Source organism: Corynebacterium freneyi, from assembly GCF_030408835.1.
Taxonomy (GTDB): domain Bacteria; phylum Actinomycetota; class Actinomycetes; order Mycobacteriales; family Mycobacteriaceae; genus Corynebacterium; species Corynebacterium freneyi.
On record NZ_CP047357.1, the window covers coordinates 1,305,756 to 1,328,752 of the forward strand.

At 68.9% G+C, this 22,997-nt stretch carries 19 protein-coding genes; 17 read left to right on the forward strand and 2 right to left on the reverse strand.

Annotated features, from left to right (window positions below; genetic code table 11):
• The first annotated feature begins 73 nt into the window (after nucleotides 1-73).
• The 7 genes from CFREN_RS05930 to CFREN_RS05960 all read left to right on the forward strand — a co-directional run bounded on the left by CFREN_RS05930 (nucleotide 74) and on the right by CFREN_RS05960 (nucleotide 8,096).
• Nucleotides 74-424: a YlxR family protein gene (locus CFREN_RS05930; RefSeq protein ID WP_425321494.1), complete on the forward strand. Its 351-nt coding sequence runs from the start codon at nucleotides 74-76 to the stop codon at nucleotides 422-424.
• A gap of 125 nt (nucleotides 425-549) precedes the next feature.
• A complete protein-coding gene (gene infB, locus CFREN_RS05935; RefSeq protein ID WP_209653172.1) occupies nucleotides 550-3,339 on the forward strand; it encodes a translation initiation factor IF-2 in 2,790 nt (929 codons plus the stop codon).
• 251 nt (nucleotides 3,340-3,590) lie between these two features.
• Nucleotides 3,591-4,034 (forward strand): 30S ribosome-binding factor RbfA, encoded by a 444-nt coding sequence (rbfA, locus tag CFREN_RS05940; protein WP_209653170.1) that lies wholly within the window; start codon nucleotides 3,591-3,593, stop codon nucleotides 4,032-4,034.
• A gap of 1 nt (nucleotide 4,035) precedes the next feature.
• A complete protein-coding gene (locus tag CFREN_RS05945; RefSeq protein WP_246580188.1) occupies nucleotides 4,036-5,094 on the forward strand; it encodes a DHH family phosphoesterase in 1,059 nt (352 codons plus the stop codon).
• A 1-nt stretch (nucleotide 5,095) separates the two neighbouring features.
• The gene (locus CFREN_RS05950; RefSeq protein ID WP_246580189.1) at nucleotides 5,096-6,415 is read left to right on the forward strand and encodes an MATE family efflux transporter; all 1,320 of its coding nucleotides are present in this window, start codon (nucleotides 5,096-5,098) and stop codon (nucleotides 6,413-6,415) included.
• A 218-nt stretch (nucleotides 6,416-6,633) separates the two neighbouring features.
• The gene (locus CFREN_RS05955; RefSeq protein WP_209653168.1) at nucleotides 6,634-7,449 is read left to right on the forward strand and encodes a metallophosphoesterase family protein; all 816 of its coding nucleotides are present in this window, start codon (nucleotides 6,634-6,636) and stop codon (nucleotides 7,447-7,449) included.
• Entirely contained in the window at nucleotides 7,446-8,096 is a 651-nt protein-coding gene (locus CFREN_RS05960; protein WP_209653166.1) for a 4'-phosphopantetheinyl transferase family protein, read from the forward strand. The genes CFREN_RS05955 and CFREN_RS05960 overlap by 4 nt, the downstream gene beginning before the upstream one ends.
• Nucleotides 8,097-8,130: 34 nt before the next feature.
• Here CFREN_RS05960 and truB read toward each other — a convergent pair whose 3' ends face one another.
• On the reverse strand, nucleotides 8,131-9,063 hold the full coding sequence (gene truB / locus CFREN_RS05965) for a tRNA pseudouridine(55) synthase TruB (RefSeq protein WP_209653164.1): 933 nt from the start codon (nucleotides 9,061-9,063) through the stop codon (nucleotides 8,131-8,133).
• A gap of 51 nt (nucleotides 9,064-9,114) precedes the next feature.
• Here truB and CFREN_RS05970 point away from each other — a divergent pair, with 51 nt between their 5' ends.
• The 8 genes from CFREN_RS05970 to CFREN_RS06010 all read left to right on the forward strand — a co-directional run bounded on the left by CFREN_RS05970 (nucleotide 9,115) and on the right by CFREN_RS06010 (nucleotide 19,574).
• A complete protein-coding gene (locus tag CFREN_RS05970) occupies nucleotides 9,115-10,101 on the forward strand; it encodes a bifunctional riboflavin kinase/FAD synthetase (protein WP_209653162.1) in 987 nt (328 codons plus the stop codon).
• Between the two features lie 131 nt (nucleotides 10,102-10,232).
• Nucleotides 10,233-10,502, forward strand: coding sequence for a 30S ribosomal protein S15 (gene rpsO, locus CFREN_RS05975; RefSeq protein WP_035120889.1), 270 nt, complete (start codon nucleotides 10,233-10,235; stop codon nucleotides 10,500-10,502).
• 184 nt (nucleotides 10,503-10,686) lie between these two features.
• Entirely contained in the window at nucleotides 10,687-12,954 is a 2,268-nt protein-coding gene (locus tag CFREN_RS05980) for a polyribonucleotide nucleotidyltransferase (RefSeq protein ID WP_209653160.1), read from the forward strand.
• Nucleotides 12,955-13,200: 246 nt separating this feature from the next.
• Nucleotides 13,201-14,163, forward strand: coding sequence for an aldose 1-epimerase family protein (locus tag CFREN_RS05985; RefSeq protein WP_209653158.1), 963 nt, complete (start codon nucleotides 13,201-13,203; stop codon nucleotides 14,161-14,163).
• Nucleotides 14,164-14,241: 78 nt separating this feature from the next.
• Nucleotides 14,242-15,903 (forward strand): sodium:solute symporter family protein, encoded by a 1,662-nt coding sequence (locus tag CFREN_RS05990; RefSeq protein ID WP_209653156.1) that lies wholly within the window; start codon nucleotides 14,242-14,244, stop codon nucleotides 15,901-15,903.
• Between the two features lie 11 nt (nucleotides 15,904-15,914).
• Nucleotides 15,915-16,214 (forward strand): cell wall anchor protein, encoded by a 300-nt coding sequence (locus tag CFREN_RS05995; protein WP_209653154.1) that lies wholly within the window; start codon nucleotides 15,915-15,917, stop codon nucleotides 16,212-16,214.
• Nucleotides 16,215-16,250: 36 nt separating this feature from the next.
• Nucleotides 16,251-18,611, forward strand: coding sequence for a galactokinase (gene galK, locus CFREN_RS12865; protein WP_435384051.1), 2,361 nt, complete (start codon nucleotides 16,251-16,253; stop codon nucleotides 18,609-18,611).
• A 216-nt stretch (nucleotides 18,612-18,827) separates the two neighbouring features.
• The gene (locus tag CFREN_RS06010; RefSeq protein ID WP_168161359.1) at nucleotides 18,828-19,574 is read left to right on the forward strand and encodes a DUF2786 domain-containing protein; all 747 of its coding nucleotides are present in this window, start codon (nucleotides 18,828-18,830) and stop codon (nucleotides 19,572-19,574) included.
• A 16-nt stretch (nucleotides 19,575-19,590) separates the two neighbouring features.
• Here the strand turns inward: CFREN_RS06010 and CFREN_RS06015 are convergent, their stop codons facing one another.
• Nucleotides 19,591-21,057 (reverse strand): MDR family MFS transporter, encoded by a 1,467-nt coding sequence (locus CFREN_RS06015; RefSeq protein WP_083291232.1) that lies wholly within the window; start codon nucleotides 21,055-21,057, stop codon nucleotides 19,591-19,593.
• 404 nt (nucleotides 21,058-21,461) lie between these two features.
• On the opposite strand from CFREN_RS06015, the gene dapB reads away from it, so the two are divergent.
• Nucleotides 21,462-22,220, forward strand: a complete 759-nt coding sequence (gene dapB / locus CFREN_RS06020; RefSeq protein ID WP_070519879.1) for a 4-hydroxy-tetrahydrodipicolinate reductase — start codon at nucleotides 21,462-21,464, stop codon at nucleotides 22,218-22,220.
• A gap of 22 nt (nucleotides 22,221-22,242) precedes the next feature.
• Nucleotides 22,243-22,995: an FAD-dependent thymidylate synthase gene (gene thyX, locus CFREN_RS06025; protein WP_209653152.1), complete on the forward strand. Its 753-nt coding sequence runs from the start codon at nucleotides 22,243-22,245 to the stop codon at nucleotides 22,993-22,995.
• Nucleotides 22,996-22,997 lie beyond the last annotated feature (2 nt).

The following is a 22,997-nucleotide window of genomic DNA, read 5'->3' on the forward strand; positions in this document are numbered from 1 at the left end:
TTTCGGGTTAGGCTGTAAGACGGCCAACGAAGACGAGACGGTGAAAGGACAGGTGCGTTTGCGCATGACGACGATCCGGGACGACCACGCCCCGCACCCCGTCGAACGCGAACGAACCTGCATCGCCACCCGCACCAAGCTGCCCGAAGGGCGACTGCTGCGGATGGTGGCCCGCCGTGACGGCGACGCCACCCGCGTCGTCCCCGATCCCCGACGACGAATGTCGGGACGAGGTGCCTGGATCACCCCCACACTCGACGCATGGGCGGTGGCCGACAAGCGCCGCGCGTTCGGCCGCGCATTGAAGGTGTCCGCCAACGCGGACGCGAACCCGGTCCGCGAGTACCTCGAAACCCTCGAGGCGCAAACCGATGCCGCACGCCTCGGATCCGGCGACCGGGAACCGACCAACGGAAAGACCTGAACACTGATGAGCGCACGATGAAGCATCAGCGATGAACGGCAACCGATAACGGGAGTCGGCAGTAGGCCAATGCGCGGGGAAACGAACCCGCCCGGCACTGTTCGACTCCGCAAGTGAGGAGAAAAGTGTCCGGAAAGCTCCGTGTCCATGAGCTCGCAAAGCAGCTCGGGGTCACCAGCAAGGAACTTCTCGCCCAGCTCAAGGAGCAGGGCGAATTCGTCAAGACCGCGTCGTCGACGGTGGAACCCCCCGTCGTCAGGCGCATGAAGCAGCTCTACGCGGCCAAGGAGGCCAAGCCGGCCGACGGCGACGCGAAGCCGGCTACCGGCAAGCCCGGCCCGAAGCCGGGTGCCGCCGCCAAGCCGGGCCCGAAGCCGGGTGCGGCCAAGCCGGGCCCCAAGCCCGCCCCGAAGGCCCCGGCCGCCAAGCCGGGCCAGCCCGCCCCGAAGGCCCCGGCCGCCAAGCCGGGCCAGCCGGGCTCGAAGCCGGGTGCGGCCAAGCCGGGTCAGCCCGCCCCGAATCCCGCTGCGGCCAAGCCGGGTCAGCAGGGCCCGAAGCCGGGTGCCAAGCCCGGTCCGATGCCGCGCCCGCAGGCCCGCGGCGGCAAGCCCGGCCCGAAGCCGGGTGCCCGCGCCCCGCGCGTGGCCAACAACCCGTTCTCCACGGGTGAGCGCCCCGCGCCGCGTCCGTCGGCGATGCCCCGCCCGCAGGGGGGCGGTCGACCCGGCCCGAAGCCGGGTGCCCGTCCGGGTGGCCCGGGTCAGGGTGGCCCGCGCCCGCAGGGTGGCGGCAAGGGCGGCCCCCGTCCCCAGGGCGGCGGCCGCGGCGGTCAGGGCGGCGGCAACCGTCCGACCCCGTCGATGATGCCGGCGCACCCGAACCCGGGTCAGATGCCCGCCAAGTCCTCCGCCGGTGGCCGTGGTGGCCGCGGTCGCCCGGGCGGCGGTTTCGGCGGCGGTGGCCCGCGCGGTGGTCGCGGCGGTCGTCGCGGCGGCACCGCCGGCGCCTTCGGACGTCCGGGCGGCGCCCCGCGCCGTGGACGCAAGTCGAAGCGGCAGAAGAGGCACGAATACGAGTCGATGCAGGCGCCTTCGGTCGTCGGCGGCGTCAAGCTGCCCAACGGCAAGGGCCAGACCATCCGGCTCGCCCGCGGCGCGTCCCTGTCGGACTTCGCCGAGAAGATCGGCGCCGACGCGGCCGCCCTGGTGCAGGCCCTGTTCAACCTCGGCGAGATGGTCACCGCGACCGCCTCGGTGAGTGACGAGACCCTGCAGCTGCTGGGCGAGGAGATGGACTACAAGGTCCAGGTCGTCTCGCCGGAGGATGAGGACCGTGAGCTCCTCGAGTCCTTCGACCTGCAGTTCGGCGAGGACGAGGGCGACGAGGAGGACCTCGTGGTCCGCCCGCCGGTGGTCACCGTCATGGGTCACGTCGACCACGGCAAGACCCGCCTGCTGGACACCATCCGCAAGGCGAACGTGGGCGGCGACGAGGCCGGCGGCATCACGCAGCACATCGGCGCCTACCAGGTCAACGTCGACTTCGAGGACACCGAGCGCAAGGTGACCTTCCTGGATACCCCGGGTCACGAGGCGTTCACCGCCATGCGTGCCCGTGGTGCCCAGGCCACCGACGTCGCGATCCTCGTGGTCGCCGCCGACGACGGCGTCATGCCGCAGACGGTGGAGGCCATCAACCACGCGAAGGCGGCCGACGTGCCGATCGTCGTGGCGGTCAACAAGATCGACAAGGAGACGGCGGACCCGCAGAAGATCCGCGGCCAGCTGACCGAGTACGGCCTGACCGACGAGGAGTGGGGCGGCGACACGATGTTCGTCGACATCTCCGCGAAGCAGGGCCTGAACATCGACAAGCTGCTGGAGGCGGTCCTGCTGACGGCCGACGCCGCGCTGGATCTGGTCGCCAACCCGAACATGGACGCGCAGGGCATCGCCATCGAGGCGCACCTGGACCGCGGTCGTGGCCCGGTGGCCACCGTCATCGTTCAGCGAGGCACGCTGCGCGTCGGCGACTCCATCGTCGTCGGCGACGCCTACGGTCGCGTCCGTCGCATGGTCGACGAGCACGGCAACGACGTCGAGGAGGCGGGCCCGTCCCGTCCGGTGCAGGTGCTCGGCCTGACCTCGGTGTGTGGCGCCGGCGACAACCTGCTGGTCGTCGACGAGGACCGCACGGCCCGCCAGATCGCGGATCGTCGCGACGCCCGTCGTCGTAACGCGCTGCAGGCCCGCAACCGTCGTCGCGTCTCCCTGGAGAACCTCGACGAGTTCATGAAGGAGACCAACACCCTCAACCTGATCCTGAAGGGCGACAACGCCGGTACCGTCGAGGCACTGGAAGAGGCGCTGCTCAAGATCGAGGTCGACGAGGAGGTCCAGCTCAACATCATCGACCGCGGCGTCGGTGCGGTGACGCAGACCAACGTGACGCTGGCCGAGGCGTCGGATGCGGTGATCATCGGCTTCAACGTCCGTTCCGAGGGCAAGGCCACCGAGGCCGCCAACGCCGCCGGCGTGGACGTGCGCTACTACACGGTCATCTACAAGGCGATCGAGGAAGTCGAGCAGGCGCTCAAGGGCATGCTCAAGCCGATCTACGAGGAGCGCGAGCTGGGTCGCGCCGAGATCCGCGCGATCTTCAAGGCGTCCGCCGTCGGCCTCATCGCGGGTTGCATGGTGGAGTCCGGCAAGATGCGCCGCAACGCCAAGGTGCGTCTCATCCGCGACGGCAACGTCGTGGCGGAGAAGGCGACCATCGATTCGCTGCGCCGCGAGAAGGACGACGTCACCGAGGTGTCCGCCGGCTACGAGTGCGGCATGGTGCTGTCGTATCCGGACATCCAGGTCGACGACATCATCGAGGCCTACGAGATGGTCGAGGTGCCGCGCGACTAGTTCGCCTCGCATCGCCGGTTTCCGGCGGGCACCGCTTTACGACGGCCGGCCCCCACGCCCGAATGGCGTGGGGGCCGGCTTCGTCGTGAAGCATGGAAGGGCGGGGCGGACGCCCACGATCCGGGCGAGCGGCTATTCTGGGAGGCCGGAGTTCCGGGCGTGATCACCTCGCGGCCCGGCATGAAGGACGGATCCGCCTTTCGTTGGCGGGTCGTCGAGAAAACAGTCCCCGACCAGAGGAGATGATCGAGATGGCCGATCCCGCACGCGCACGCCGCATGGCCAAGCGAATTCAGGAGGTCGTCGCCGCCGCGATCGAACGGGAGGTCAAGGACCGCCGCCTCGAGCTGGTGACCATCACCGACTGCCGCGTCACCGGCGACCTGCACGACGCGACGGTCTTCTACACCGTCCGTGGCCGCACCATCGACGAGGATCCTGACTGGGACGCCGCCGCCGAGTCGCTCAACCGCGCCCGCGGGCAGCTGCGCTCGATCGTCGGTCGGGCGCTGGGCGTGCGCTACACGCCGACGCTGGCGTTCGAGGTCGACACCGTCCCCGAGGTCAGCGCCCACATGGAGGAGCTGCTGGCCAAGACCCGCCAGCGCGACGCCGAGTTGGCGAAGCTGCGCGAGGGCGCCGCCCCCGCCGGCGAGTCCGACCCGTACCGCCACGCCGACGAGGCGGAGGCCTGACGTGGGGCCGGGGGAGCAGGCGGCGCATCAGCTGTCGCAGTCGATCAGCAGGCGCATGTCCGGTCCGATCCAGGACTCGATGGACATGCTCGCCGACGCGGAGTTCGTGGCCGTGGTGTGCCACATCCACCCCGACGCCGACGCCATCGGCGCGGCTGCGGCGATGGTCATGGCGCTGCGGCAGCGCGGCATCCGCGCGGTGGCGTCCTACGGCAACGACGAGGCGCCGGCGAAATCGCTGTTGACCATTCCGGGCTGGGAGTTCTTCGTCGCCCCCGGCGACATCCCGGAGACGGTGGACACGTGGGTGTCGGTCGACTGCGCCAGCCCCGAACGCCTGGGTGTGCTGCGTGACCGGATGATGGAGTCGGAGCGGCTCATCGTCGTCGACCACCACGACACCAACTCGCTGTACGGCACGGTGAACATGGTCGACGACGAAGCCGAATCGTCGACGATGGTGCTGCTGGACTTCTTCGAGGTCTGGGGCATCAAACTCACCCGCGACATGGCGCATGCGTTGTACGCCGGTCTGCTCACCGACACCGTGTCCTTCCAGTTCGGCCGCTCCCGCATGCACACCGCGGCGGCGCGGCTGCTGAACAAGGGCCTGGACCCGCGAACCATCGGCGCGCAGCTGCTGGAGGGCCACCCCTTCGAGTACCTGCCGTTCCTCGGCCGAGTCATGGCCACCGCCGTCCGCGTGCCCGAATGGGCCGACGGCGCCGGCCTGGTGCACGTCACCATTTCCCACGAGGACATGGCCGACGTCGGCCACGATGAGGTCGAGGCCGTCGTCGACGTGGTCCGCACCACCAACGGCGGCGACGTCGCGGCCGTGTTCAAGGAGTACTCGCCGCGTTTTTGGTCGATGTCGCTGCGTTCGCGCGAACTCGTCGACGTCGCCGCAGTGGCCGCCTTCCTCGGCGGCGGCGGGCACCTTCGGGCGGCCGGGTACAACTTCAACGGCGACCGCGATGCCGTGCTCGGAGCGCTGCTCGGCGCGACCGACGTCGCGGCCGCCACGATCGAGCAGGCGACCGACGCCGACGGCAGCTGACGTGACCACGGAACTCGACCGGCCCGTCACCGCGGGCCGGATCCTCGGCCTGGCGCTGCCCGCCCTCGGAGTGTTGGCGGCGCCGCCGCTGTACCTGCTTCTGGACACCGCCGTCGTCGGTCGTCTCGGCGCCATCGAATTGGCGGCGCTGGCCGCCGGCGCGACGGTGTTTTCCATGCTCACCGCGCAGCTGACGTTCCTGGCCTACGGCACCACGGCCCGGGCCTCCCGAGCGTTCGGCCGCGGCGACGTGCGCGGCGCGGTCGCCGAGGGAGTGCAGGCGACGTGGGTGGCGGTGTTCGTCGGCGCGATTCTCCTTGCGCTGGTGGAGGTCTTCGCCGGCGGCATCACACGGCTGCTCACCCCGGACGCGGACGTTGCGACGGCCGCGGCCGGGTGGCTGCGCATCGCGGCATTCGGCATTCCCCTCACGCTCATCGCCCAGGCCGGCAACGGGTGGATGCGCGGAGTGCAGGACACGCGACGGCCGTTCCTCTACGTCGTCGGCGGCTTGGGTCCCGCAGCACTGTGCATCGTGCCGCTCGTCGGCTGGCTCGGACTCGACGGCTCGGCATGGGCGATGATCATGGGCGAGACGATCACCGCCTCGCTGTTCCTGCGAAAACTCGCCGTTTCCGCGTCGGCGCAGGATGTCGACAAGCGGCCCAGATGGACCCTGATCAAGCGCCAGCTGGTGCTCGGCCGGGACCTGATCCTGCGGTCCCTGGCTTTCCAGGTGGCGTTCCTGTCGGCCGCCGGCGTGGCCGGGCGGTTGGGCGCGTTCTCACTCGGCGGCCACCAGATCCTGCTGCAGTTGTGGAACCTGCTGTCGCTGGTGCTCGACTCGCTGGCCATTGCCGCGCAGACCCTCGTCGGGGCGGCGCTGGGCGTGGGGTCGGTGGCGGCGGCGCGGTTCACCGCCCGGCGGGTCATCGCGTGGTCGACCGTGTTCGCCGGCGTGCTGGCCGTGGCGTTCGCGGTGCTGCACGGGGTGCTGCCGGGGCTGTTCACCAGCTCCGACGGGGTCATCGCGGCGATCGCCGAAGGGCCCTGGTGGATTCTCGTGGCCATGATCCCGGTCGGCGGCGTCGTCTTCGCCATCGACGGGGTGCTCCTCGGAGCCGGCGACGCGGCGTTTTTGCGCAACGCCACCATCACCGCGGTGGTGTTGGGCTTCCTGCCGCCGGTGTGGCTGACCCTGTCCATGGGCTGGGGGCTCACCGGCGTGTGGTGGGGCCTGCTCACCTTCATGCTGCTGCGTCTCGTGTTCGTCGCCGTGCGCTACCGCGGCACGGGGTGGACGGTCGCAGCGGGGGAGTAGCCGCGAGTTCGCCTCCGGGGGAGACGTCGGTGATTTGTTGCACCAACATTGTTGACGTTGTGGAGGTTGTGACTAAAGTTGCCTACGGGTCATTCGTGAACCAGGCGGGTCGCCGTCGTCAAGCAAATGGCCTTGATTACCGCCATGGCGTTACGAATTCGTGACACACGGCGATACGGGAAGTAGGGTTCACGGCACACGAAGCGGAGGAGGCGCCCATGGCGGAGGACGATCATCCGTCGACCACCCTGTGGGCGGTCTCCGACCTGCACGTGGCCGTCAAGGCGAACAAGGCCGTCGTCGAGACGCTGCGCCCGCGCAACCCCGCGGATTGGCTCATCGTCGCCGGCGACGTCGCCGAACGGCCCGAACTGGTGCTCAAGACCCTCGGCGAATTGTCCCGCCGCTGGGCGCAGGTGATCTGGGTCCCCGGCAACCACGAACTGTTCTGCCGCGGCGCCGACGCCCACGTGGGCGAAGACCGCTACGCGCAGCTCGTCGACGGTTGCCGCCGCCTCGGCGTGCTCACGCCCGAGGACCCGTACCCCGAGTTCGGCGGCGTCACCATCTGCCCGCTGTTCACGCTGTACGACTACTCCTGGCGCCCGGCCGGCACGACCATCGCCGAAGCGCTAGAGATGGCGGGCGCCAGCCAGGTCATCATGACCGACGAGTTCGCCATCAAACCGTTCGTCGACCCGGTGCTGTGGTGCCGGCGCCGCCTGGCCTACACCGTGCGCAGGCTCGCCCGCGTCGACGGGCCGACGATCCTGGTCAACCACTGGCCGCTCGCCCGGGAACCGCTGTCCGCGGTGTTCTACCCGGAATTGTCCATGTGGGCCGGCACCCGGCACACGCAGGACTGGGGCACGCGGTACCAGGCCCGCCACGTCATCTACGGGCACCTGCACATCCCCGGCACCACCGTCGTCGACGGCGTGCCGCACACGGAAGTCTCCCTCGGTTACCCGAGGGAATGGCAGCCGCGGGAAGGCGACCGGACGTGGCCCTACCCGGTAATGGAGGTTCGATGACTGTGCTCACGAAGGCCATGCTCCCGGCGCACGCCTCGTTCCATCAGATGTGGACGACCGGCGACAGCCTGGAGAACTACCATGCGCTCGACCCGGCGGAACGCAATCTCGTCGCAGGCGCCGTCGACGCGCGCAAGGCCGAGTTCGGCGACGCCCGCTGGTGCGCCCACCGGGCCATCGAGGAGCTGACCGGCAAGCCGTCGGCCAAGCCGATCCTGCGCGGCGAACGGGGCATGCCGCTGTGGCCGAACCAGATCACCGGCTCCATGACGCACACCCGCGGGTTCCGCGCCGCCGTCGTCGCCCCGCGCCTGCTGGTGCGTTCCATCGGCGTCGACGCCGAGGCCGCCGAGCCGCTGCCCGACGGGGTGCTGGCCTCCATCGCCAGCGCCCGCGAGCTGGCCACCATCGGTTCCTCCGGCCTGGCCTGCGCGGATCGTCTGCTCTTTTGCGCCAAGGAGGCCACGTACAAGGCGTGGTACCCGTTGACGGGCCGCTGGCTCGGCTTCGAGGACGCCGACATCGACCTGCGCCCCGACGGCACCTTCGTCTCCTACATCTTGGTCCGGCCCACGCCCGTCCACTTCATCGAGGGTCACTGGACCGTGGACAACGGCTACGTCATCGCCACGGCCATCGTCCGGTAGGGCGGTCGGCTACTGACGGGCTGCCGACCAGCTACTACAGCGTCGAGGGCCGCACCACGAACACGGTCTTCGCGCGCTTTCCGGACTCGGTGATGAGGGCGACGACGCGCCCGTCGGGGGTGCGCGCCGCCTGCACGCCGTCCATCCCGATCGGTTCGAGCCACTTGCCCTGCGACAGCGCCACGCCTTCGTCGGCGGTGACGTCGCGGGCGGGGAAGCACGCCAGGCACGCCTCGTCGAGGCTCATCGTCGGCGTCGGATCCGCCTCCAGCTGCTCCAGGGTTTTCGCGCCCTCGATCCGGAACGGCCCCGCCGCCGTGCGCCGCAACGCCGTGAGATGCCCGCCGACGCCCAGGCCGGCCCCCAAATCCCGCGCCAGGGACCGGATGAAGGTTCCGGCCGAGCAGTCCACGCTGACGTCGAGATCGATCCATTCCGCGTGACGACGAATCCCGTGGACGTCGAAAAGCGACACGGTGACCGGACGCTCTGGCAGCACGACGTCCTCGCCGCGACGCATGCGCTCGTGGGCGCGGACCCCGTCGATTTTCACCGCCGACACCGACGCCGGACGCTGCATGATGTCGCCGGTGAGCTCCGCGACGCCGGCCATGATCGCCTCATCGGTCACCGCCGCGAGCTGCTCGGGCGTCGCTGTGGCCAGCACCTCGCCCTCGGCGTCGTCGGTGACGGTCGAAGCACCCAGGCGGATCGTCGCGTCATAGGACTTCGCGTCGGCGTGGACGTGCGGCAGAAACCGGGTGCCGCGATTGACGCCCAGCACCAGCACACCCGTCGCCATCGGATCCAACGTCCCCGAATGCCCCACCCGGCGCGTGCCGAACATGCGCCGCAGCTTTGCGACGACGTCGTGGCTGGTCATTCCGGCCGGCTTGTCCACCACGACGAGCCCCGAATCGGCGAGCGGATCGACCTTCGGATCACGCGTGTTCCCGGATGCGTTCATGAGGGGCATCCTATTCGGCGGAAGCCCCCGCCGGTGTCGTAGGGTTGGCGCGTGGACATCTGGCACGGGATTGACAACGTACCCGCCGACCTGGGCGACACCGTCGTGACCATCGGCGCCTTCGATGGCATCCATCGCGGCCACCGGCGGCTGATCGGCCGTGCGGTGGACAGGGCCCGCGAACTCGGCGTGCCCGCCGTGCTCGTCACCTTCGACCCGCACCCCATCGCCGTCTTCGCCCCCGACAAGGCGCCGGCGACGCTGGCGACCTGGCCGCGGCGCGCCGAACTCGCAGCGGAGATCGGCGTCGACGCGATGCTCGTGATGCGCTTCGACCGCGCCCTCGCCGCCGTCGAACCCGAGGACTTCGTCGCCGACATCCTCGCCGGAAAGCTGCACGCCAAGGCCGTCGTCGTCGGCGAGAACTTCACCTACGGCCACAAGGCCGCCGGCACCACCGACACGTTGCCCGGCCACGGCGCCGCGCACGGCATCGACGTCGAGATCGTCGAGTTGCTCGCCGACGGGGGCGACCGGGTGTCGTCGACCCGCGTGCGCGGACATCTCGCCGACGGCGACGTCGCCGCCGCGGCCGACTGCCTCGGCCACCCGCATCGCGTCACCGGCGAAGTCATCCACGGGCAGGGCAGGGGAGGAGCCCAGCTGGGCTTCCCGACCGCCAACATCGACGTCGCCCCGGGACTGGCCGTGCCCGCCGACGGCGTCTACGCCGCCTGGTTCACCGCATCCGAGGGCCCGGAACGCACCGACGTCGACTCCGACGGCGACATCGAACTCGGCCGCGCCTACCCGGCGGCGGTGTCCGTGGGCACGAACGTCACCTTCGGCGACACCGCCCGCACCGTCGAGGCGTTCATCCTCGACCGTTCCGCCGACCTGTACGGGCTCACCGGTTCCATCGACTTCGTCGGCCGCATCCGCGGGATGGAGAAGTTCGACGGCGTCGATCCGCTCATCGAACGGATGAACCTCGACGTCGTCGAAACGCGACGGATCCTCGGCGCGGACGGCGATTAGGTTTCCGAGCCGGACTGCTGGTACTCTCGCCCGTTGGCCGTGACTGTGGTCCACGAACAGTCGCCATGACGCCGGTGTCGCCGGGGCCGCGAAGTGGACTGAAACAACCATCGACGAGAAGGAGACGCCCCATGGCGCTTTCGACCCAGGAGAAGGCCGACGTCCTCAAGGAGTTCGGCCTGCACGAGACCGACACCGGTTCGCCGGAGGCCCAGGTCGCGCTGCTGACCGCCCGCATCCGCCAGCTCACCGAGCACCTGAAGTTCCACAAGCACGACCACCACTCGCGCCGCGGCCTGCTGCTGCTCGTGGGTCGTCGCAAGGGCCTGCTCAAGTACCTGGCCGACAACGACGTCCAGCGCTACCGTAACCTCATCGAGCGCCTCGGCCTCCGCCGCTAAGAGCTTTTCGTCGCCGGAATCCGGCGGCCGGACGAGCCCGCCGCGACCAGGATCACCCTGGTTGCGGCGGGCTTTCTCGCGTTCACCGTGGTAGAGTCGCCCCGATGCCCCGAGATGAACAGGATAGGGCGGCACCGACGATCGCCCCGGGGGCTCACCAAACGAAAGACGTGGTTTTCCCCGTATGACCGACAATCAGTACGACTACGACGACAACGGCTACGACGACATCGTGGAGACCGTCGCGGTCATCGACAACGGTGACTTCGGCACCCGCGAGATTCGCTTCGAGACCGGCCAGCTGGCCCGCCAGGCCGACGGCGCCGTCACCGCGTACCTCGACGACGACACGATGATGCTCGCCACGACGTGCGCGTCGAACAACCCCCGCGAGGGCTTCGACTTCTTCCCGCTGACGGTGGACGTCGAGGAGCGCATGTACGCCGCGGGCCGCATCCCCGGTTCCTTCTTCCGCCGCGAGGGACGCCCGGGCCAGGACGCGATCCTCGCGTGCCGCCTGATCGACCGCCCGCTGCGCCCGACCTTCGTCAAGGGCCTGCGCAACGAGGTCCAGATCATCATCACCGTGCTGTCCCTCGACCCGAAGGACATGTACGACGTGGTGGCCATCAACGCCGCCTCCGCCGCCACCCAGCTGTCCGGCCTGCCGGTGTCCGGCCCGGTCGGCGCCGTTCGCATGGCGCTCGTCGCCGACGACGCGCACCCGAAGGGCACCTGGGTCGCGTTCCCGACCATCGAACAGCACGAGCAGGCCCTGTTCGAGATCGTCGTCGCCGGTCGCCTGGCCGACGACAACGCCGCCAAGGGCCGCGGCAAGTCCCGCAAGGCCAAGGCCTCCGCCGACAACGTGGCCATCATGATGGTCGAGGCCGGCGCCACCGAGCACGTCGCCGACCTCATCGCCCAGGGCCGTCCGGCGCCGACGGAGTCCGTCGTCGCCCAGGGCCTGGAGGCCGCCAAGCCGTTCATCGCCGAGCTGTGCCGCGCGCAGCAGGCGCTGGCCGACGAGGCCGCCCAGGACGTCCGCGAATTCCCGCTGTTCCCGGCCTACAACGACGACGTCTACGCCGCCGTCGAGGCCGAGGCCGCCGCCAAGCTGCCGAAGCTGTTGAAGAACCCGTCGAAGCAGGACCGCGACGAGGCCACCAACGTCTTCATGGACGAGGTCATCGAGACCCTCGAGCCGCAGTTCCCGGAGCGCGGCAAGGAAATCGCCGCCGCGTACAACGGTCTGATGAAGTCGATCGTGCGCGACATGATCCTCACCGACGGTTTCCGCATCGACGGCCGCGCCACCGACGCGATCCGCGACCTGGGCGTCGAGGTCGAGCTGATTCCGCGCGCCCACGGCTCCGCCCTGTTCGAGCGCGGCGAGACCCAGATCCTGGGCGTGACCACGCTGGACATGCTGAAGATGGAGCAGCAGATCGATTCGCTGGGCCCGGTGTCCGCGAAGCGCTACTTCCACCACTATAACTTCCCGCCGTACTCCACCGGCGAGACCGGCCGCGTCGGTTCCCCGAAGCGCCGCGAAATCGGCCACGGTGCGCTCGCCGAGCGGGCCATCGTGCCGGTGCTGCCGTCGCGCGAGGAGTTCCCGTACACCATCCGCCAGGTCTCCGAGGCGCTGGGCTCCAACGGCTCGACGTCGATGGGCTCGGTGTGCGCCTCGACGCTGTCGCTGTACAACGCGGGCGTGCCGCTGCGCGCCCCGGTGGCCGGCATCGCCATGGGCCTGGTCTCCGGCGAGGTCGACGGCGAGACCCGCTACGTCGCGCTGACCGACATCCTCGGCGCCGAGGACGCCTTCGGCGACATGGACTTCAAGGTCGCCGGCACCTCCGGCTTCATCACCGCGCTGCAGCTGGACACCAAGCTCGACGGCATCCCGTCGAAGGTGCTGGCCGACGCGCTGGAGCAGGCCCGCGACGCGCGCCTGACCATCCTGGAGGTCATGGCCGAGGCCATCGACGAGCCGGACGAGATGAGCCCGTACGCCCCGAAGATCACCACGATCACCGTGCCGCAGTCGAAGATCGGCGAGGTCATCGGCCCCAAGGGCAAGGTCATCAACGGCATCACGGAGGAGACCGGCGCGAACATCTCCATCGAGGACGACGGCACGATCTTCGTGTCCGCCACCTCCGGCGAGGCCGCCGACGCGGCGATCGAGAAGATCAACGCCATCGCCAACCCGCAGCTGCCGAAGGTCGGCGAGCGCTACCTGGGCACCGTGGTCAAGACCACCGCCTTCGGCGCGTTCGTCTCCCTGGTCCCGGGCCGCGACGGCCTGGTGCACATTTCCAAGCTCGGCGACGGCAAGCGCATCGACAAGGTCGAGGACGTCGTCAACGTCGGCGACAAGCTGCAGGTCGAGATCGCGGACATCGACAACCGCGGCAAGATCTCCCTGGTTCCGGTCCAGGAGTAATCTCCTCCGGCAACCGGCCGACGGGCCCCGCATCGTGTTCCTCACGGTGCGGGGCCTCCGTGCGTTCACGGGCAGGCTCGGTATCCGGATGCGTGGGGGAAGTGGGATTACACGTCGCCTGAACCGAGCAAGCGCTCCCGGATGTGTCCGAATAGACATTCCGGTTATGACCAGTTCTGACGTTACAGTGCTATGGTCGATGTCAATGGGGTCACACCCGAAGCATTTCGCCGCAGGAGCGTCATGATGGCCACCACCGCAAGCGCAGGGACGCCGAAGCGCCCGCGTCACGGGCATCCGTTCATCGAGATTTCGGCGGGACGGTACCGCGCCGACATCTCCGCCTTCGGCGGCGGCCCCCGCTTGCTCGAATACGACGGCCGCCCTCTGCTGGTCGACTACCCGCGCGGCGAATTCCCGCCCCTGAACGCCGGGACGATGCTGGCGCCGTGGCCCAACCGGGTCGCCGACGGCGTTTTCATCCACGACGGCGTCGTCCACCGTCTGGAAATCACGGAGCCCGGCCGCTCCAACGCCATCCACGGTTTCGTCGACGACCGCGTCTGGAACTTCGTCGAAGCAGGCGACGACCACGTCACCCTGGCCATTGACGTCGACCCGCAGCCCGGCTGGCAATGGCCGATGCGCTTCACGGTGCGCTGGAGCGTCGACGCCGACGACGGCCTGCGCGCCGCCGTCACCGCCGAAAACCGCGGCGAGACCGCCTGCCCCTTCGGCTTCGGCTTCCACCCCTACCTCAGCGCCGCCGGTGCGGACGTCGCCGACTGCATCCTGTCCGTCGACGTCGAGGCCAACCTCCCGCTCGAGCCCGCCCGCAACCTGCCCGCCGGTCCCATGATCCCCGCCGACGCCGTCGTCCCCGGCCTGTCCGACGGCATCGCCACCTCCGGCCTGTGGCTCGACCACTGCTTCAACTCACCGGCCGCCGACGCCCGCGCACGCCTCATCGGCCCCGACGGGCACGGCGTCGAACTGTGGGCCGACGACCACTTCCGGTGGTTCCAGATCTTCACCGCCGACCCCGCCCGCCGCGAAGGATTCCCCCGCGTCGGCCGCGCGGTGGCGGTCGAACCCATGACCTGTCCACCCGACGCGCTGAGATCCGGTCGCGACCTCATCCGCATCGACGCCGGCGAAAAGATCGAACTGGCCATGGGCTTGCGTGCCGTGACCACATCGACGTCGTAAAGCAACGACCGACGCACGACACGCCGCCAACAAACGTTTCCCCCGACCACACGACCACCACACAGTCAGGAGAATGCCGTGATTCAGGCTGAAGCCGCACTCCGGCTGGACGCGAGCTGGGTCGATTACCTGCTCGTCGCCCTCTACTTCGCATTCGTTCTGGGCATCGGCTGGGCCGCCCGGTCCAAGGTGTCCTCGTCCATCGACTTCTTCCTCTCCGGCCGCTCGCTGCCGGCGTGGGTGACGGGCCTGGCGTTCATCTCCGCCAACCTCGGCGCCGTCGAAATCGTCGGCATGTCCGCCAACGGCGTCCAATACGGATTCCAGACCATGCACTACTTCTGGATCGGCGCGATCCCCGCCATGGTCTTCCTCGGCATCGTCATGATGCCCTTCTACTACGGCTCGAAGGTCCGCTCCGTCCCCGAATTCATGCTGCGGCGCTTCGGCCCCGGCGCACACCTGGTCAACGCAATCTCCTTCGCCGTCGCCCAGCTGCTCATCGCCGGCATCAACCTGCTGCTGCTGGCGAAAGTCGTCAACTCCCTGCTCGGCTGGCCCCTGTGGGTGACCCTCATCGTCGCCGCCGTCATCGTCCTGTCCTACATCACCCTCGGCGGCCTGTCCGCGGCGATCTACAACGAAGTCCTGCAGTTCTTCGTCATCATCGCCGCCCTGCTGCCGCTGACCCTCATCGGCCTGCACAACGTCGGCGGCTGGAGCGGACTCAAAGCCTCCATCGCCGCCGAATCGCACTTCCACACCTGGCCCGGCACCGACATCTCCGGCTTCGACAACCCCGTCGTCTCCGTCATCGGCCTGACCTTCGGCCTCGGCTTCGTGCTGTCCTTCGGCTACTGGACCACCAACTTCGTCGAAGTCCAGCGCTCCATGGCCGCCGACTCGCTGTCCGCGGCCCGCAAGACCCCCATCATCGGCGCCTTCCCGAAGATGTTCGTCCCCTTCATCGTCGTCGCCCCCGGCATGATCGCCGCCGCGACGGTCACGCCGATCATGAACCAGACCGCCGCGCCGAACGACGCCATCCTGTACCTGATGCGCGACCTGCTGCCCAACGGCCTGCTCGGCGTCGCCATCGCCGGCCTGCTCGCCGCCTTCATGGCCGGCATGGCCGCCAACATCTCCGCGTTCAACACGGTGATCAGCTACGACATTTGCCAGGCGTACCTCATCAAGGACCGCGACGACGACTTCTACCTGAAGTTCGGTCGCTGGGCCACCGTCGCCGCCGCCGTCATCGCGGTGTTCACCGCCCTGATCGCCAACAACTTCGGCAACGTCATGGACTACCTCCAGACGCTGTTCGGCTTCTTCAACGCGCCGCTGTTCGCCACCTTCATCCTCGGCATGTTCTGGAAGCGCATGACGCCCACCGCCGGTTGGGTGGGCCTGGTCATGGGTACCCTGTCGGCGATCGTCTACTGGTACATCTCCACCTTCACCGGCGTGGAGGCCGCCGTGTTCAACCTGCCGGGCCAGGGCACCGCGTTCGTCGCCGCGTCCGTCGCCTTCGTGGTCGACATCGTGCTGTCCATCGTCGTCTCCCTGGTCACCACCCCGAAGCCGGACCATGAGCTGGTCGGATTCGTGAAGTCGGTGACCCCGAAGGAGAACCTCACCGACGCCAACGAAGCCGCGCTGCCGTGGTACCAGCGCACCGTGCCGCTGGGCATCCTGTGCCTGGCCATGGTCATCGTCCTCAACATCGTGTTCGCCTAGGAGTGACCGACATGAACGCAACACCCGAGAAGAACGCATCGTCCGAGAAGAAGGCCGCCGGTGCCTTCGACGTCCGAAACATCATCGGCATGCTGCTGGGCATTTACGGCATCGTGCTGCTGCTGTCGGCGTTGCTGCTGGATCCGGGCATCAACCCGGACACGGGCCTGCCGAAGGACGCCTCCTACAACACCTGGACCGGGTTGGCCCTCGTCTTGGCCGCCGCGGTGTTCCTCACCTGGGCGAAGCTGCGGCCGATCATCGTGCCGGCCGACCCCGAGACCCCCGCCGATGTCGCGAAGGAGGCGTAGCGCGCCATGACCGCCCATGCTTTTTCCACCACGCGGATGACGCTTGCCGACGGCCGCGAGCTCATTTACTTCGACGACGAACCCGATTACGTCGAGGGCCGTCGCACGCGCAAGACCGTCGACGAGCGTCGGTTGCCGGAGGCGGTGACGGAGTCCGAGCTGCGCCGCGATCCGCTCACCGGCGAGTGGAACGTCTACGCCGCGCACCGCATGAACCGGACGTTCATGCCGCCGGCGAACGAAAATCCGCTTGCGCCGACGAAGCCGGGGGAGTTGCCGACGGAGATCCCGGCCGACGACTACGACGTCGTGGTGTTCGAGAATCGGTTCCCGTCGTTGTCGATGCACATGGAGGTGCCGGAGGATTTCGCGGTCGAGGTCGACGGCGAGGGCCTGTTCCCGCGTCGTCCGGCGCTGGCCCGGTGCGAGGTCGTGTGCTTCACCCCGGACGTGACCTCGTCGTTCCGCGATCTTCCGTATCACCGTGCGCGCACCGTGGTGGAGGCGTGGGCGCACCGCACGCGTGAACTGTCGGAGATCGATGGCGTGCGTCTGGTGTTCCCGTTCGAGAATCGCGGCAAGGAGATCGGCGTCACCCTGCAACACCCGCACGGGCAGATCTACTCCTACCCGTACCTGCCGGCGCGGGCCGCGGCGATCGCGGACCAGAGCAAGAAGCATCGCGAGCAGACGGGTCGTTCGCTTTTCGACGACGTCCTGGCGGCCGAGAAGCGGTCGGGCAGGAGGATCGTGGCGGAAGGCGAGCATTTCACCGCCTTCGTGCCGGCCGCGGCGAAGTGGCCGGTGGAGGTCATGCTCATGGCCAATCGGGACGTGCCGGATTTCGCGGCGCTCACCGACGTCGAGAAGGACGAGCTGACCCGCATGTATCTTGACCTGCTCGGTCGCATGGACCGGTTCTTCGAGGGCGTCGAACGCACGCCGTACATCGCGTCGTGGAATCAGGCGCCGGTGGGGGAGGACCGGGAGCACGGTCGTCTGCATCTGCAGCTGTACTCGATGATGCGATCTCCGGGGCGCATGAAGTTCCTGGCCGGATCGGAGTCGGGCCAGGGCGCCTGGATTTCCGACACGACGCCGGAGCGCATCGCGGACCGGTTCCGCGAGATCGGCGGGGCGCGGTGGTCGCCGACGCGTGACGATGCCACCGGCGCCGCCGATGCGACCGCCCTGTTTACCAGGGCTTTCGGCACTGCTCCCGCGGGAGTGTGGGCCGCGCCCGGCCGGGTGAACCTCATCGGCGAGCACGTCGATTACGCCGGCGGCATCTGCCTGCCCTTCGCGCTGTCGCAGCGCACGTGGGTGGCCGTGGCGCCGCGCGACGATGGCCGGTACCGCCTCGTGTCCTCGATGGGCGGGGACGACCCGCAGATCGTGGAGGTCGGCGTCGACGAGGTCGGCCCCGGAAAGCCGAAGAACTGGACCGGGTACGTGGTCGGCGCGATCTGGGCGCAGCAGCAGGCCGGACTGTTGCCGAAGGATCTCGGCGGCTTCGACATCGCCGTGACCTCGGATGTGCCGATCGGCGGCGGGCTGTCCAGCTCGGCCGCGCTGGAATGCTCGGCGGCGTTGGCGGCGTACGAGCTGACCGTCGGACCCATCGGCGCCCCGGGCGAAGAGAAGGGCTCCGAGGTGCGCGCCGCGTTGGTGGCCGCGTGCATCAGCGCCGAAAACGACGTCGTCGGCGCGTCCACCGGTGGCCTGGATCAGCGGATTTCGCTGTTCGGGCAGGCCGGCAACGCCCTGGCCATCGACTACGCCGACGATTCCGCGGTGCAGGTGCCCTGCGATTTGCCCGCGCATGACCTGGCCATTCTCGTCATCGACACCAAGGCGCCGCACTTCCTGGCCGACGGCCAGTATGCCTCGCGTCGCGGCGTCATCGACGCGGTGACCGAGGGGCTGGGAGCGGCATCGCTTCGCGACGTCGACGACGCGGAGACCGCAGCCGCCGAGTGGGCGCGGAAGAACGTGCCCAATGGTGCGGATGCACGGGAATGGGAACGCGTCGTCGTCAAGCGCGTGCGACACGTCGTATCCGAAATCGAGCGCACCGCGACCGCGATCGAGCAGCTCAAGGCGGGTGACATGGCCTCGTTCGGCGAGTCGATGTGCGCCAGCCACGCCTCGCTGCGCGACGACTACGAGGTAACCTGCCCCGAGCTGGACCTGGCCGTGGACACCGCGATGGAGCACGGGGCGGTCGGAGCGCGCATGACCGGCGGCGGATTCGGCGGCAGCGCCATCGCCCTGGTCGACGCCGCGCAGGTGCGGCCGGTGGCCGACGCCATCGCCGGGGCATTCTCCGATGCGGGTTTCCGGCCCCCGGAGTTCCTCGTGGCGGTGCCGTCCGACGGCGCGGAAAAGATCGCATGATCGCGTGAAACGCTGACCGGCGGGGCCGCCGAGTGCGGGTGAAAAATGGCCCGGCCACCTCGATTCGGGGCGGCCGGGCTTTTCGCCGTGCGAAGACGTGTTCGATGCCGTAGCATCGCGGATGAATCGAAAACGAGTGCGATGCCCGGTGGTCGGGGCGCACGTGATGGGGCGGGCCGAGGTCCGCGCCGAAGGGGGAAGGTTCAGATGGGGTCGATGCGGGGAGACATCCGCGACAAGGTCCGCAAGCTGCTCAATCAGGCGGCGGACCGGGAGGGCACGCCGGAAGGCGACGTGTTCCGCGACAAGGCGTTCGAACTGATCGTGCGGTACGGGTTGGATCCGGAGAAGCTGGGTGACCCGGCGGATGCTGGAGCGGAGATGAAGGTCGTGGAGCTGGACATGTCCGGGGCGTATCAGCGCCAGCAGGTCGGACTGCTCCATGCCCTGGCCAAGGCGCTGCACTGCGAGGTCGTGCTGTGGGCCGGCGGCCGCGGGATCGGTCGCAGCGCCGATCGGGGGACGCTCATCGGCGCGGTCAGGCACGTCGAGCGCGTCCAACTGCTGTTCTCGGTGCTGTGCCCGCACATGTTGGCCGGTGCCGCGCGGTTGCGGGCGGGTAGTGCGGCGGCGACGGCGCAGTGGCGGCGGTCGTACATGATCGGATTCACCACGGTTGTCGGAGATCGACTCGCGGTCATGGAACACCGCGCGGCGACCCGGGCGAGTGAGGCTCCCGGGGACGGCGAGGCAGATGGGGGCGGTGGGACGAACGCCATGCTGGTGCTCAGGGATGATGCGCAGCGGGCCAACGACGAAATGCGCCGCAGGTATCCGCACCTGCGGCGCACGACCTCGAGGGCCCGGATCGACGGCGACGCGTTCAGGCACGGGTGCGCCGCCGGACACGACGCCGACCTCGGGCAGACCAGGGTGGCCGGCGTGCGGGCCCTGGGCGCGTGAACCGGTGGGCGCGCGCCTATTCCAGTTCGATGCGCTTGCGGGTGCGCCTGACCTGGGTCGACAGGGCGATGGTGATCACGCCGATGCCGACGCCCACCCACAGGGCGATGCGGTAGCCGCCGATGGTCTCGGCGATGGTCGGAGTGGTCGACGACGTCATCGTCGCGGTGGCCGCGGCGGCGATGGCCACGAACGCGGCGGTGCCGACCGCGCCGAAAACCTGCTGCAGGGTGTTGACCACCGCGGAACCATCCGGATAGAGATTCTGCGGAAGATCGCTCAGGCCCCAGGTGAACAGCGGGGTGAACAGCAGGCCCAGGCCGATTTCCAACACGATGTGGGCGGCGATGATCCACCACAGCGGCGTGTGCAAACCGATGAGCGCCAGGCCCAGGATGCCCAGCGTCACCATCACGGCTCCCGGGGGCACCAGCGGACGCGGTCCGTACTTGTCGTACAGGCGGCCGACGAACGGGCCCATCAGGCCCATCACCAGCGGTCCCGGCATGAGCATCAGGCCGATGGTCAGCACCTCGACGCCGCGCAGGGCCAGGTACAGCGGGAGGATGATGATCACGCCGAACATGGCCACCATGCCGAGCGACAGGATGGCCGTGGAAATGGAGAAGCTCTTCGTGCGGAACACCCGCAGATCCAGCAGCGCCGAGTCCGTCCGGGCCAGACGGAACTGGCGCAGGCCGAACAGGACCAGCGACGTCAGGCCCACGGCCAGGGAGATCCACAGCGCCGCGCCGGCGTCGGTGCCCACCAGGGACAGGCCGTAGACGGTCACGCCGAAACCGACCGCCGACAACAGCACCGAGATCACGTCGATGCGCTTGTCGGAGCGTTCGCCGAAGGAGGGGAGCAGAACCGTGCCGACGATCAGCGCCGCGGCGCCGATGGGCAGCATCGTCCAGAACAGCATGTGCCAGTTGTTGCCGGCCAACTTCAGGATGAAACCGGACACCGTCGGGCCGATGGCCGGGGCGACGGCGATGACGATCGACAGATTGCCCATCATCGTGCCGCGGTTCTGCTCGGGAACCAGGCGCAGCACCGTGGTCATCAGCAACGGCAGCAGCACCGCGGTGCCCGCGGCCTGGATGACGCGGCCGACGATGACGACGGTGAAGTTCGGGGCCAACGCACCGATCACCGTGCCCGCCACGAACAGCCCCTCGGACACGACGAACAGCTGCCGCAACGTCAACTTCGAGATGAGGAAACCGGTGACGGGGATGACCACGGCCATCGTCAGCAGAAACGCCGTGGTGACCCACTGGGCCAGGGTCGCGGTGATGTCGAGGTCGGCCTTGATGACGGGGATGGCGACGCTCATGACGGTCTCGTTGAGGATCGCGATGAACGCGGCGGCCAGGAGGACGTAGATGGCCAGGTACGGGCTCCGGCCCGACGGGGTCTCCATCCGTTCGTCGTTCGGCTTCGAACCGCCGTCGTGGGCGGACTCGGCGCTGGACATGCGCCACTCCTTTCCCCGGTATGCCGGGACGCTGGACGGTGGGATGGATTCGGCGTGAAGGGGACTCGACCCGAATGGTGTTCGCGATCGAAGACCGGTGCACGACTGTGGCGGGAGCACGCAACTAAGTGCACCCGCACCAAATCCGATGAATATACGCTTATCTCATCAGCCGTGCCAGTCGTCCTCGTTCGACGCCGTGAAACGGCGGGTCGGCACGAAGTCGACTGCCCTCCGCCTAAGGTGGGGACACGGAACGCGGCGGCGGCGACGTCGCCGCACCCGTTTTCGCGATAATTCAATCCACGACAATCGAATCCGCGACAGCAATCCGAAACAGCAGACCAAAACAGCAGAAAAGGCGCGCCCGGACGGGCCCGCCGCGAGGGGAGAGCCAGGAGAACATGGGCAACATCAAGGTCGGCGTGCTCGGCGCCAAGGGCAAGGTCGGATCCACCATCTGCGAGGCCGTGGAAGCGGCCGACGACCTCGACCTGGTCGCCGCGCTGGACTTCGGCGACGACCTGGCGACGCTGAGCGAAGCCGGCGCCGAGGTCATCGTCGACTTCACTCAGCCCGACGCCGTGATGGGCAACCTCGAGTACTGCCTGGCCAACGGCATCCACGCCGTCGTCGGCACGACCGGCTTCACCCCGGAACGCCTTGACCAGGTCCGCGCCTGGATCGACGCCGGCGCCGAAGGCCGCAAGTCCAACGTGCTCATCGCCCCGAACTTCGCCATCTCCGCCGTGCTCACCATGCGCTTCTCCGAGATCGCCGCCCCGTACTTCGAGTCGGCCGAAGTCATCGAGATGCATCACCCGCACAAGAAGGACTCCCCGTCGGGCACCGCCATCCACACCGCCGAAGGCATCGCGCGGGCTCGTCGTGAGGCGGGAATGTCGGCCCAGCCCGACGCCACCGAGCAGTCCCTCGAAGGATCCCGCGGCGCCGACGTCGAAGGCGTGCCCGTCCACGCGGTGCGCATGACCGGCGCGGTGGCCCACGAAACCGTCATCTTCGGAACCGAAGGCCAGTCCCTGACCATCAAGCAGGACTCCTACTCGCGGACGTCCTTCGTGCCGGGCGTGCTCGTCGGCGTGCGCAAGATCGCCGACCACGAGGGCCTGACCGTCGGCCTCGAGTCCTACCTGGGCCTGTAATCGGCCGGCAAGAGGAAAAACCATGTCCGAGATCGTGGGACTGAGCGCACAGCTCATCGCCTCGACGCAGTTCACCACGCCCGCCGACATCGACTGGGACACCGACGCCGACGGCGGTGAAGCCCTCATCGAATTCGCCGGCCGCGCCTGCTACGAAACCTGGGACAAACCCAACCCGCGCACCGCGACCAACGAGGGATACCTCCGGCACGTCCTCGAAGTCGGCCACACCAGCCTCTTCGAACACGCGTCGGCGTCGATCTACGTCCGCGGCCTGTCCCGGTCCTGCTCGCAGGAACTGATCCGCCACCGCCACTTCTCCTTCTCGCAGCTGTCCCAGCGGTTCGTTCCCGACACCGCCAACCGCGTCGTCGCGCCGGCCGCCATCGCCGAAGACCCCGAACTGGTCCGGCTGTTCGAGGCGGTCGTCGACCAGTCGCGCTTCGCCTACCAGGAACTGCTCGACGCGCTCGAGGAGAAGTGGGCCGAGGAACCCAACGCGCTGCTGCGCCGCAAACAGGCGCGCCAGGCGGCGCGGGCCGTCCTGCCCAACGCCACCGAAACACGTATCGTGGTCACCGGTAACTACCGTTCGTGGCGGCATTTCATCGGAATGCGGGCCACGGAACACGCGGATTCGGAAATCCGGGCACTGGCGGTGGCGTGCCTGCGCGAACTGCAGGCGGTCGCGCCGACGGCGTTCGGCGATTTCGAGGTCAGCCGCCTCCGCGACGGCTCCGTCGTCGCGTCGAGCCCGTACGCATTTGAAGGATAAGC

Coding starts and splice junctions, on each gene's coding strand:
- CFREN_RS06010 (WP_168161359.1), top strand. CDS start 18,828: ATGCGGGGAGACATCCGCGACAAGGTCCGCAAGCTGCTCAATCAGGCG.
- rpsO (WP_035120889.1), top strand. CDS start 10,233: ATGGCGCTTTCGACCCAGGAGAAGGCCGACGTCCTCAAGGAGTTCGGC.
- rbfA (WP_209653170.1), top strand. CDS start 3,591: ATGGCCGATCCCGCACGCGCACGCCGCATGGCCAAGCGAATTCAGGAG.
- galK (WP_435384051.1), top strand. CDS start 16,251: ATGACGCTTGCCGACGGCCGCGAGCTCATTTACTTCGACGACGAACCC.
- truB (WP_209653164.1), bottom strand. CDS start 9,063: ATGAACGCATCCGGGAACACGCGTGATCCGAAGGTCGATCCGCTCGCC.
- CFREN_RS06015 (WP_083291232.1), bottom strand. CDS start 21,057: ATGTCCAGCGCCGAGTCCGCCCACGACGGCGGTTCGAAGCCGAACGAC.
- CFREN_RS05955 (WP_209653168.1), top strand. CDS start 6,634: ATGGCGGAGGACGATCATCCGTCGACCACCCTGTGGGCGGTCTCCGAC.
- CFREN_RS05980 (WP_209653160.1), top strand. CDS start 10,687: ATGACCGACAATCAGTACGACTACGACGACAACGGCTACGACGACATC.
- dapB (WP_070519879.1), top strand. CDS start 21,462: ATGGGCAACATCAAGGTCGGCGTGCTCGGCGCCAAGGGCAAGGTCGGA.
- CFREN_RS05985 (WP_209653158.1), top strand. CDS start 13,201: ATGGCCACCACCGCAAGCGCAGGGACGCCGAAGCGCCCGCGTCACGGG.
- CFREN_RS05995 (WP_209653154.1), top strand. CDS start 15,915: ATGAACGCAACACCCGAGAAGAACGCATCGTCCGAGAAGAAGGCCGCC.
- thyX (WP_209653152.1), top strand. CDS start 22,243: ATGTCCGAGATCGTGGGACTGAGCGCACAGCTCATCGCCTCGACGCAG.
- CFREN_RS05960 (WP_209653166.1), top strand. CDS start 7,446: ATGACTGTGCTCACGAAGGCCATGCTCCCGGCGCACGCCTCGTTCCAT.